Origin of the sequence: Prochlorococcus marinus XMU1412, from assembly GCF_017696315.1 — a bacterium.
GTDB classification, from domain to species: domain Bacteria; phylum Cyanobacteriota; class Cyanobacteriia; order PCC-6307; family Cyanobiaceae; genus Prochlorococcus_A; species Prochlorococcus_A marinus_AF.
This window is the reverse complement of record NZ_JAAORJ010000004.1, coordinates 112,133-124,223: the sequence shown is the minus strand read 5'-3', so window position 1 is coordinate 124,223 and position 12,091 is coordinate 112,133. Positions and strand designations below refer to the sequence as shown.

Sequence of the window (12,091 nt, the reverse complement as noted above, 5' to 3'; positions counted from 1 at the left end):
AAGAATTTTAAGAAAATAAATTAATGAATACAAATAAAATATTACCTGTGATTTTATGTGGAGGAAGCGGAACGAGATTATGGCCATTATCAAGGTCAAGTTATCCGAAACAGTTTCTAGCTCTTAATGAAAATTCTAAGAATACATTTATTCAAGAAACTTATGAAAGATTAAATGGCCTAAAGAACTTAATTAAACCATTAATAATTTGCAATGAAGAGCATAGATTTATAGTCGCCGAACAAATGAGAGAGAAAAATATAGAACCTTTATCTATTTTTTTAGAACCTTTTGGGAGAAATACAGCCCCTGCCATAACAATAGCAGCACTTAGAGCATTACAAGATGGGCAAGATCCTAATCTATTGATCCTTTCAGCGGATCACTTTATCAAAAATAATGAAAAGTTTAGAGAAATTATTGAGAAAGCTATTCAATATAGTGAAAATGGATCGATTGTTACTTTTGGAGTCCCACCATTTTCCCCTGAGATTGGATATGGCTATATTGAAACAGAAGATCAATTTGAAGCTTTACCGAATAGTGGGATCCCAATTTTAAGATTCGTAGAAAAACCTGATGAGGATAAAGCAAGAGAAATGATTTCTACTGGTAGATTTTTATGGAATAGTGGGATTTTTTTATCTAAAGCAAGCGTAATAATAAAAGAGATTAAAAAATTTAGACCAGATGTATATAAAGCCTGCATCAATTCATTCAAAGGATGTCAAAAAGATATGAATTTTTCGAGAATAGATATAGAACCTTTTTTAAATTGTCCAAATATATCTTTTGATATAGCAGTTATGGAAAAAACAAAATTAGGTATGGTTTTCCCTATGGAAGTGGGCTGGAGTGATGTTGGCAGTTGGAATTCATTATGGAAGGAATCAAAAAAAGATAAAAATGGAAATTCTAAATTTGGTAAGGTAATTTTAGACAAAACAGAAAATTGTTTTTTATTAAGTAGTAACCGTTTAATTGTGGCTTTGGGGATAAAAGATTTAGTTGTAGTTGAAACAAATGATGCGCTATTTGTTGGTAATAGAGAAAGTGATCAAGATGTAAAAAAAATTGTTTCTAATTTAAAAAAACAAAATATCCAAGAGGCTAATTTTCATAATAAAGGTTTTAGACCATGGGGAAATTATCAATCAATAGAAAAAGGAAGTAATTGGCAAGTTAAAAAAATACAAGTCAATCCTAAATGTTCTTTATCTTTGCAGAAACATAATTATAGAGCTGAACATTGGATAGTAGTATCTGGTGAAGCATTTGTTGAGATTGATGATAAAGTACAAACCTTAACAGAAAATCAAAGTACTTTTATTCCTTTAGGCTCAAAACATAGACTCTCTAATAAAACGGATAAAGTTTTAGTAATTATAGAAGTGCAAAGCGGAAATTATCTTGGAGAGGATGACATTATCAGATTTGAAGATAATTATGGTAGAAAGTAAGTTATGTATTTTTTATTAAAATTTAGATTTTTTATTAATAAAATCTATTCTTTAAAAATATGTTGACTTTCAAAGGTATACAACCTTTTTATAGATGTCTTGATTTCAATCCAATCTTCTTTGGTTACTGAATTAAAAACACTTGAGGATTTTAATTCAGTAGATATTATTTCCTTTGATTTATATTTATCAAAAATTGGAATTTGAATTATTGCTTTTCTTATTTTTGGATAAACTAAATCTATATTTCCACCATAGAAAACTATACAATTGCAAAGTAATGGGTCCCATAATTTTTCACTAGGTCCATTTACGCAATTTTCAATTGCAATATGATACTTAAAAGGTATTAATACTTCTGATTTGTCAAGAACTTTTTTAAACCCTCTCCCATATCGTTCTATTTGCTTTATATCATTTGTAAGAAATTCAATTAGTTCAATTCTTTTTTTTTGCCATAATAGCTTTCGTTTGTTACTTACAATGGTGCTTATTAAATGTGATTTTTCAAATTGGTTTAGAAAAAAATAATTTAAATTTATTTTCTCCTTTACAATCTCACTTTCATGAATCATCCCAATCCTTGGAGGGAAAAAAGGTAAAAATGAGTATGATTTTTTAATAAAATAAGAATCCCATTCAAATATAAAATCAAAAAATAATCTATAAAAGTAAATGTCAAAAGGAAATTTTCTTACAGGTAAATATTCAAGTCTAAAAAATATTTTTTTATTAAATGGAAGGAATAAATCTTTAAATCTTGGTTTGTCAATGCTTATTAAAACTACTTCACCTAGATTATATTTTTTCAATTCTTCTTTAGTTATGAATTTGCTTTTATTAAACCTTATTAGTTCTTTATTAAGATTAAAATTATCTGTAGATAAAAAATATTTCATTATAAATATTGGTTTGGATAGCTTTCCCAATGTGGCATAATCAAATCCTCTATTGAAAAATCCTTTATTGAATAATGTTTGGGCATTGGAAATAACAAATCAGGATAATAAATATTATTTGAATTAGAAAGATAACCTGCCCAAAGAGAAAAACTAGAATTATTAAGAATCAATCCTTTGCTATTGATCATATAGAAAAAATCATTAAAAGCAGAAATTCTTTTGCTTAAAAAATCACTTGTAATAACATTTATTTTTAATTTTATTTGATTTTTAAAATAATTATTGAATTTTGGATCATCTCCAACTATCAGTAAAAATTTATAATCATTTTTATTGATTACAGAGGAAATTATTTGATTGAAACCTTCTTCATTAACTACTCCATAAATAGATTTATTTATAGTTAACATCTTATCTTTTCTTCTTATATGAATGGTTAAGGTGTTTTCAAGAATACCAATTATTTTTGAATTATTAAGTTCATCATCAATATTTAAAAGGTTTTTTATTATTTCACTTCTTAATTCGGGAATAATATGAGAAAAATAACTTAGACTTTGAAAATATCCACTTAAGAAATAATCAAAGAAAGGTAATCTATTTTTAATTCTTTTTAAGATACTTGAATCATAGCTAGGAGATCTTTCTTTTAAATTGACTAAAAATTTTCTATCTTTACTTAAAAATGGATATCCTCTATATATGAAATTATTTTTTTCTAAACTTAATGAACTTATTATGTTATGTATAAGTAATTTATGGAGTTTATATCTTTTGTAGGTACTGATATCAAAAATTATTTCTCGATTTATTATTTTAGATATTGCAATTCCAGTAGCAGCAATATAAAGTTGATTACCCAAACCTCCAGTAAGAGAAATGTAAATTTTACTCATTATAAATTGATGAAAGTCTTATGGAAATAATCTATTAATGGTTTATATTCACTTCTTATTTTTGTATTAAGTTCCTCTTTTGGGTAAAAGCATTTCATAAATAAATAGAATCTATCCAAAGCATAAGTGTCATAAGTTCTTGAGCCCGATCGAGCTTTATTTTTCCATATATTATAGCCTGATCCAACTGCAGAGAAATGGACTAGCATACTTCCAATATCCATTTTATACTTTGTATTCATGTCATTTAAATTGCTAAAGTTACTTTTTCTTGAGCCTTCCTTGGAAGTACCTCCAAATTTGTCTACAGAAATAAATTTTATTTTCCCATTATTCAATAATATTTCATGTGATATTTGGTCGAAAAAATCAAGAAGTTTTTTACCAGTTAATCTTCTTCTTCCTTGTATAGCTAACCTTAAATCTTTTTGTTTTATTCTTTTAATAGAAGGAGCTAATGATGGTTTAAATAAAAAGCAGCATGTTGCAACAAGATCTGGTAAGTCTCTAACATAATCATTATTTGAATTATTTTTATATGGTCTACATTGTCCAATTAGATCATAATTATTTGATTCTTTTATTAATAGATCTATAGCTGAATTACAGAAAATTACATCACTATCAAAATGAATCATTGCATCATAAGAGCTAAATTTTTTCAAAATATAAGCCCATAATTCAGCAGTTCCTTTATGCCCTTTTTTGAAATATGTTTTGAGATTATTTGCATCTAACGTATATTTTTTTTTAAAGTTATATAAAAATCTATATTTTAATGATTTGAAAAAAGAATTTTTCTTAATTATATGATAAATAATTCTCTTGTTCTTAGGTAAAGATTTAATATCTTCTTTGAAAACGAATACATTTAATTTATGTGAATCATGAAATTTTAAGAACGAATTAATTGAGACTTTACCAATTAAGGGGCACCCAAGACATTCTGTCCAAATAAATACGTTCATTTTATCGAATAATATAATCTGAATGAATGCGATTTTTATTAATATCTTTTATTATAAAATTCCAATAATTCCAATTCTTCTTTTTGTTTTGATAATTCAGCTTAGGATGATAAATATGAAAAGTTGAGCTTCTTAAACTTCCTATATGATAATAAACTCTTGAAAAAAAAGATAAACGTTTATTAAAAAGATCATCTTCAGGTCCGTACCCAATAATTTCTTCGTTATATCCTCCAATTTTTTTTAATGGATCAATTGGAATGAGACCACATCCGTGGGCGAATCCAGAATTCATATAATTAATATTAAGAATTTCATTTAATGTATTTGGAGTTTCCCAATTGTATAAATTTGGGAAAATACCTGATAATAAATTAAATAATTTGTTTGGAATAAATTTATATTTTTTATTAGGCCTTAGATTAAAATTATTAGTTATCACTCTAAGATCATTTTTTTTGTAGTTCATTTTTTTGCATATAAAATCTAACCAATTAAAATATTCGGGATGGAAAAATAAATCAGTATCGGCTAAGTAGAAATATTTATCTTCTACATCTATTAACTTAGAAATTAGATTAATACAAAATGCTCTAGAAAATTCTATTTTTTTGGTTTCAAATAAGTCAATTTTTCTAATTTTCTTTAGATCAATAATATCTTTATTTAAATTTTTATGCCATGTTAATATTTTTATTTTTGAATTACTGTTAATACTCCCAATAGAAATCTTTAGCCTTTTTAAGGCACTTATGTATTGATCTTCTGAGTAACAAAAAATATACCAAATATCATATTCCATTACGATTTGAGATTAGTATTTTTGCAATACTAAGTGTATCCTTAATCGATCCCATTAACAATACAAAATTAACTATGGGTTTATTTAATTTCATATGTTTAATTCTCGCTTTTATAGAATTTAATAATTGAGTTTTTATTTTTGAGAGATTATCTCTTTTATTTAAGTAGCAGATAACAGCTGTATTACATAAATAAATATTGACTCCCTCGAAAACCATATCTAACCAAAGGTTATAATCTTGAGATTTAACAAAACTCATATCATATGTGAAATTCTTTAAAATATCAGTCTTACAGATTATTGATGGATGTATAATCAAATTTTGATAAGCTAAATCTTTAATTGATAATTTTTTTAAATTATATTTATTTTTAAGATTTATTTTCAATTCACTAAGATCTAAACTTTTCAGGTTTTTATAATCTTTTTTAGCGCATGACAAAAGATCAATTCTGGGGTTTTCTTTGAGAACTCTTAATTGAAATTTAAATCTATTTTTGAAATTAATATCGTCGCCATCAATTCTGGCAATATACTTTTTCGAAGCTGATTTTATGCCCTTGTTAAGACTATAGGAGATACCCATTTGCTTTTTATTTTTCATAATAATAATCTTAAGTAATTTATATTTTTCAATAATAGATCTAATAATTGAATATGAATTATCAGTGGAGCAATCATCAATTATTATTATTTCATCATTCTTATTGACGTTTTTAATTATTGAATTTAAAACTATTTTTATTGTTTCTTCATTGTTGAAGATTGGCAATAGTATACTTATCATGTATTTTTTTCAATCCATATTGCAAGACAAAGATAATTCCATCTTTTAGCGGAATAATTTTTATTCAATATTTTATCTATATTTTTATTATTTATAAACTTAGATATTTTTGAGTTTTTTTCTACATACTTTTTATAAAGATTTTGCATATCCTTTCTTTTAAGGAAGTTTTCATAATTTAATCCAAAACCTTTTTTTGAATTGTATGAATTATCTTCTAGATAATTTGAATGAATTTTTCTCAATAATATTTTAGATAATTTTTTATTAAATTTATTTTTGGCTGGAATACTTAATGCATATTCTATTATCCTTCTATCTTGAAAGGGCGATCTTAATTCGACACCATAATGCATAGAAATCTCATCTAGTTTAATATTTATATTATTCGGTAAATAGGTTAAGAAATCTTCAATTAGAATTTTTTCTTTAGAATTAAATTTAAAATTTTCAGACTCGTAACTAAATAAGTCTTTACTTTTAAAATTTGTTGAAAGTAAATCATTAATTATATTTAAATTAAATATTGGATATCTATATCCTGAAAAAAATATTTTTTTTATCAAATGTTTATTTTTAATTCTTGAAATTATTTGACTTATTATTCTTCTGTAAAAACTTATATTGAAAATCATATTACCACCTAAATGAATTATACGATCATGATAACCAGCAAATATTTCATCAGCTCCATCTCCACCTATTGCACATTTATATTTTTTGGATAATTCTTTAATAAGTATTGATGTATTTAATGCTGAGCTATCAGAAAATGGTTGACTAAAAATATTGCCATAAACATATTCAAAAAATTCCGCATTAATTTTCTTAGATTTTATTATCTTATGTTTAATAGGATTTATATATTTTTTAGATTCTTCTAATTCACTTTTTGAATCTTCAGTATCCAATGTATAGCAATCAGGGAGGATATTATTTTTTTGGAAATATCTTAATAAAAGAGATGAATCTATCCCGCCGCTTAATAATAGTGCTATTGGGACATCCGCTTGGTTTTTATAGTTCTTTACTATTTTATTGAGGAGATGATCTGTTTTTCTTAGTAATTCATCTTGAGAATTATTATTTTTATTCTTAACATAATCTTCTAATTTCCAAAATTGAAATTTTTTTATTTGATTGTTTTTTATTTTTAATGAAAAACCAGGTTCCAGACTAAATACTTCTTTAAGGATTGTTCTATTTGATGTTAAGTATCCATTTATAAGGAAATCTGCTATTGATTCTTCAGAAATATCTTTTTGTTGATCAAATCTTATAGGAATTGAACTTATTACAATTTTATCTTCATTCAAAGAGTAGAATAGAGGTTTTTGCCCAGTTAAATCTCTTGCGCAGAATATCTCTTCATCATTACTAACAATAACAAAGCTATACATGCCAATTATTTTCTCTAAACATTTTTCACCCCATACTATATATGAAGCTAAAAGAACCTCAGTATCTGAATTAGTTTTGAATTTATATTTTCTCTTTAGTTTATTTTTTAATTCAATATGATTATATATTTCTCCATTGAAAAGTATCCAATAATTAATATCATCTTTTGAAGCTTGCATTGGTTGTGATCCATTGTTTATATCGACTATTGAAAGTCGAGTATGAATTAATGTTTTATTTTGTAAATGAATAATATTTGTTTGATCTGGTCCCCTATTCTCAATTTTAGGAATGCTTTTTTTTATAGAATTATGATCTTTTTTAATATTTGATTTTAGAAAAATATATCCACACATAAAAAGTTTATTTTTTTTGGAAATCTAAAATTTGATTGCAGTATGATTCTAAATAACTTGAATGGAAAATCATAATAACACTTTCAGTATATTCAAGTAATGATTCAATAATAATTTTTGCATTTTTCTCATCTAATGCAGATGTAGCTTCATCGATAAATAATAGTTTCGGTCTTCTTAATAATGCTCTTATGAATGATATTCTCTGTATTTCTCCTCCACTGAGATTCATTTTTGAATCTTCTCCAATATGCTTGTTTAAAAATTTTAAGCCCTCTTCTTTATTTTTAGATAAATTGAATCTCACTAATAACTCAATAATATCAGAATCAAAAAAGTTCTGATTCTGATTTATATTTTCTCTAATTGTTCCAGTTGTTATATATGATTTTTGAGGAATAAATCCACATTTAATATAATCTTTAATTTTATAGATTTCTTTATTTTTAAAAAAATCTTTCTTAATAACTGCTTCTAATTTATAAATATTTCTTAAACCTATCATAGATCTTATTAGAGTTGATTTCCCACATCCAGAAACCCCACGAATTCCTAATATTTGATTAGATCTAATATTAATAGGAATTATATTGTTTTTATTTTTTATTTTGTAAGTAATAATTAATTTACCAAAATTTTTAAATTTATCTAAAATTTTAATATCGTAATTAAGATGAGCTTGATTTGATTTTGAATTATTATTATTAGGATTACCAAAATCATTTGTTAAATATTTGTACAATACTAAAATTGAATCATTAAAAATTTTAAGACTTGTTTGTGCAGCATATATTGATTGTGCATAAGGTAAAATCCTCAAGCAACTTATCAAAATTATCATTATATTATTTATATATGAAATATTATTTGGCGAGTTTCCATTAATTATCATTAAAATTGCAATAAATGAAAGTATAAAAAATTCAATTACCAGTTTTGGCAGAGATGAAATAAAAGATGAAATTCCTAGATTATTCATTAAATCTAATTGGTGCATATATAATTTATTTTCATAAAAATCTGAGGAATTAGTTATAAAAATTTCCTCATCCATTTCTAATGGTTCTCTTGTTTTAGTGAGAACTGTTCTTTGATTTTTGGCAATTATTCTTGATATTTTTGCTAACTTTATAGAATTATATTTATTGATTAATATATATAAGGCTGCAATAGAAATAATTATTATCAAAGAATTTACATAATAAGATATTGATAAAATAATAATAATAGAAATAATTCCTAGTAATGCAGCAATAGCTAAGGATATATTTTGTAATGAGGATACAAATATTTGAGTATAATTCACAATTGATACAACAATATTATCATCGACATTTTCAGAATAATTATAAAGTTTGTGATTGTTTAATCTATCTTTTAAAATAAATTTGCCTATTTTTGCTCCAATAGAATGAGAGTAATTTATTATTTTTTTGCTAGAGTATATTCTAAGGAGTGAACCAAGGATTATAAATAATAAAATAATGAATGGATTATATATTAGTTCCCTTTCATTTGAAATAATACTAATTATATAAATACTACTTGCAAAAATAAGTAGCTCAGCAAATCCCGATAAAAATCCATAAATCAAAATGTTTTTAAAACCTATAGATTCTTTATCCATATTAGATATAAATATAATCTTCTTTATCAATTTAAGTGTATTGTTCATTTTTTTAAAATTATTTTTTTATGAATATCTTTTTTTATATTATTAGGATTAAAAAAAATATATAGAATTCTTAAAATTATGATTATTAAAGAACCTATAAAAATGGATATTATCGCCTGAATGAAATTTCTATTCAATTCTTTTATTAGACAATTAAAATGCCAGATTCTTGATTTAAGTTTATTACTAGTTGAACTATTGCCTACATTGTAAGAAATAAGATATTTATTAGATATGGTAAATTCTTTATTTATAGCGATTAATTTTTTATAAAAAATAAAGTCTTCATGATTGCAAATAGGATAAAATTCCAATAATTTTGAAATTTCTCTAGTTTTTTTTATTAGAGTTCCAGAATTAGGAAAAAGATTAATACCCTCAAATATCTGATGGTTAAATATTTTTTTAAACCTAATCAAATATCTAAAATAATTTCTGTTATTAATTTTTCTTTTTTTTGATGGACTATTTTTATGCAACTTAGCATTAGAAAAAATAATATTTGAATTATTTAATTTTGAGATTAATACTTTATCTTTAATTATACTTTTACTAGGTATATCATCGGAATCCAAGAAAATAATATATTCACCATTAGATATTTTGAGTAATTCTCTCCTAGCTTTACCTATGGCGACTCTTGATTTTGAATAAAGCGATTTTATTTTATGATTATAGATATTTTTATTTTCTAGAAAGTCTAATAATTTATAATATTTTTTTTTATCAATTCCATTTACAAAAATTAAGAACTCTACATTCCCATAATTTTGCTTAATACTATTTTCATAACAAATTTTGTTTTTGCTGGTTAATTTATGACAACTTGGCATAATAATACTTGCTAAATTTTTTTTGAATTTCATTAACTTAATTCGGTATTGAAATTAATTTTTCTTCTTTTTATTAAGCACTTTAAAATAGTTAAAATTAAGTAAATTATTAATCTAATTTTTTCTTTCTTATCGGATGTTTTATTTATAATCTTTTTTGATTCTTTTAAAAATAAATAATTAATATTAGTTTTTGAAACTTGCCCTGGATGAATTCTATAATTGTATAAAAATTCGGGATAATTACTATAACTTGAATTTCTATATGATTTAAGCCATAATGCGTAATCTTCGCCACTAATTAATGGGTATTTATTTTTTAGAAAAAAACTTTTTTTAACCATAATTGAGGGATGGCAAAAGCAGCTTTTATAAGCTAGAGTTTCCTTACACTTTTTATTAGAGGTTGGATATTCCCTAAAACCTATTATATTTCCATATTTATCAATCAAATTTATATTAGTTCCAACAATATCAACATTATTGTTTTCTAAGAAAATCTTCTGCTTTAATAGTCTTTCTGGATTTGAAAAATCGTCATCGTCCTGTCTTGCGATATATTTACCTTCACAGTAGTTTATCCCATAATTTAAAGCATTTGGGATGCCTTTAACAGGGCATATTATTATTTTATTTACAGAAAGATTGGTAAGTATATTTTCATAATAAATATTAGAATTTCTATCCATCCCATTTAATAAACATATAATATTTGGCTTTAATGTTTGATTTAAAAGAGAATTTATAGACTCTATTAAAAATTCTTCATTTGAATAGTGAATTGGTAATAATACATCAACCTCTTTAAGGCAATGAAAATTATTTTTCATTATTCTAAAATTTCTTTTTCTATAAATTTTAATTCTTTTAATGAATTTGATATGTCGTAATGGTGATTACCTATATAAAAAGCATTTTTATCAATATAGTTGGCATTTATCATTATCCCATTGTCGATAATATCAATATATTTACAAACAGGCTGATTCAGGAAATTACCAGTAACTACTGGTCTATATTCTATTTTCATTAGATCTAAATATTTAAAAACTTTTTCTCTAGAAATATCTTTGTTATTTTTTAATATTATTGCAAAACCAAACCAACTACTTTCTCCTATTTCTTTTTGCATTGAAAAGATTCTACTTGAAGAAATTATTTCTTTCATGAATTCAGCATTTTTTCTTCTCTCTTTTATTAAATTTGGTAATTTTATTAATTGTTTTAAACCAACAGCAGCGGAGATTTCTAATGGTCTTAGATTATAACCTGGCAAGATAAATTTAAATGATTCTTCAAATTCATTATCACTTTTTAAAGCGCTTATTTTATTCTCTTTTGGTAAATTTCTCGTCCAGCCGTGGGATCTTATTGATAATAATATATGGTAAAGCTCAATATCATCAGTAGTTATTAATCCTCCCTCCATAGTGGATATATGATGAGAAAAAAATGAGCTGTATGAACCCATAATTCCAAAAGTACCTGTAAATTTATTTTTGAACTTTGCTCCAAGTGATTCGCAATTATCTTCCACTATTATTATTTTTCTGTCTTTTAAAATTTCATTTATAGTTGAAAAATTATTGGGGTTGCCAAGAATATTTACTATCATTAACAACCTTGTGTTTTCTGATATTGCTTCAGACAGCTTTTTTAAGTCATAATTAAGAGTTTCTTTATCTATATCAACAAATTTTAATTTTAATCCATATTGGCTTAGAGGATAATATGTTGTACTCCAAGAAACAGCAGGCACTATTACTTCATCGCCAGGTTTAAGAGGATTATCTTTTTTAAAAAATAATGCAGCAATCATTAAGAGATTCGCTGATGAACCAGAATTTATCATTATTGAATACTTTGATTTAACATATGAAGCAAATTCCCTTTCAAATTCTAAGACCTTCTTCCCCATTGAAAAATCTCCAGATTTAATGACTTCTTGCATTGCTTTTATTTCTTCTTCATCCCATGAACTTGATGCTAATTTTAAGCCTGCAGACAT

10 protein-coding genes and 1 pseudogene are annotated in these 12,091 nt (G+C 24.3%); 1 reads left to right on the top strand and 10 read right to left on the bottom strand.

The features are described from left to right. Positions 1-23 precede the first annotated feature (23 nt). Positions 24-1,460, top strand: coding sequence for a mannose-1-phosphate guanylyltransferase/mannose-6-phosphate isomerase (locus HA152_RS07155; RefSeq protein ID WP_209135016.1), 1,437 nt, complete (start codon positions 24-26; stop codon positions 1,458-1,460). Between the two features lie 44 nt (positions 1,461-1,504). Here the strand turns inward: HA152_RS07155 and HA152_RS07150 are convergent, their stop codons facing one another. From HA152_RS07150 to HA152_RS07105, 10 genes and pseudogenes are all read right to left on the bottom strand, one after another. Beyond that, complete coding sequence (locus HA152_RS07150) at positions 1,505-2,359, bottom strand: hypothetical protein (RefSeq protein ID WP_209135015.1); 855 nt, start codon at positions 2,357-2,359, stop codon at positions 1,505-1,507. Positions 2,360-2,478: 119 nt separating this feature from the next. Beyond that, positions 2,479-3,258: pseudogene (locus HA152_RS07145) on the bottom strand (alpha-1,2-fucosyltransferase); the annotation flags it as partial. Then, a complete protein-coding gene (locus HA152_RS07140; protein WP_209135012.1) occupies positions 3,258-4,226 on the bottom strand; it encodes a hypothetical protein in 969 nt (322 codons plus the stop codon). The pseudogene HA152_RS07145 and the gene HA152_RS07140, both read right to left, overlap by 1 nt. Position 4,227: 1 nt before the next feature. Continuing rightward, a complete protein-coding gene (locus tag HA152_RS07135) occupies positions 4,228-5,028 on the bottom strand; it encodes a hypothetical protein (RefSeq protein ID WP_209135010.1) in 801 nt (266 codons plus the stop codon). Further along, a complete protein-coding gene (locus tag HA152_RS07130; protein ID WP_209135008.1) occupies positions 5,018-5,818 on the bottom strand; it encodes a glycosyltransferase family 2 protein in 801 nt (266 codons plus the stop codon). The genes HA152_RS07135 and HA152_RS07130 overlap by 11 nt, the downstream gene beginning before the upstream one ends. Then, on the bottom strand, positions 5,815-7,575 hold the full coding sequence (asnB, locus tag HA152_RS07125) for an asparagine synthase (glutamine-hydrolyzing) (protein WP_209135006.1): 1,761 nt from the start codon (positions 7,573-7,575) through the stop codon (positions 5,815-5,817). The genes HA152_RS07130 and asnB overlap by 4 nt, the downstream gene beginning before the upstream one ends. Before the next feature lie 7 nt (positions 7,576-7,582). Continuing rightward, positions 7,583-9,250, bottom strand: coding sequence for an ATP-binding cassette domain-containing protein (locus tag HA152_RS07120; RefSeq protein ID WP_209135004.1), 1,668 nt, complete (start codon positions 9,248-9,250; stop codon positions 7,583-7,585). Then, positions 9,247-10,116, bottom strand: coding sequence for a glycosyltransferase family 2 protein (locus HA152_RS07115; protein ID WP_209135002.1), 870 nt, complete (start codon positions 10,114-10,116; stop codon positions 9,247-9,249). Before HA152_RS07115 ends, HA152_RS07120 begins: the two co-directional genes overlap by 4 nt. After that, the gene (locus HA152_RS07110) at positions 10,116-10,913 is read right to left on the bottom strand and encodes a glycosyltransferase (RefSeq protein ID WP_209135001.1); all 798 of its coding nucleotides are present in this window, start codon (positions 10,911-10,913) and stop codon (positions 10,116-10,118) included. Before HA152_RS07110 ends, HA152_RS07115 begins: the two co-directional genes overlap by 1 nt. Beyond that, complete coding sequence (locus HA152_RS07105; protein ID WP_209134999.1) at positions 10,913-12,091, bottom strand: DegT/DnrJ/EryC1/StrS family aminotransferase; 1,179 nt, start codon at positions 12,089-12,091, stop codon at positions 10,913-10,915. The genes HA152_RS07110 and HA152_RS07105 overlap by 1 nt, the downstream gene beginning before the upstream one ends.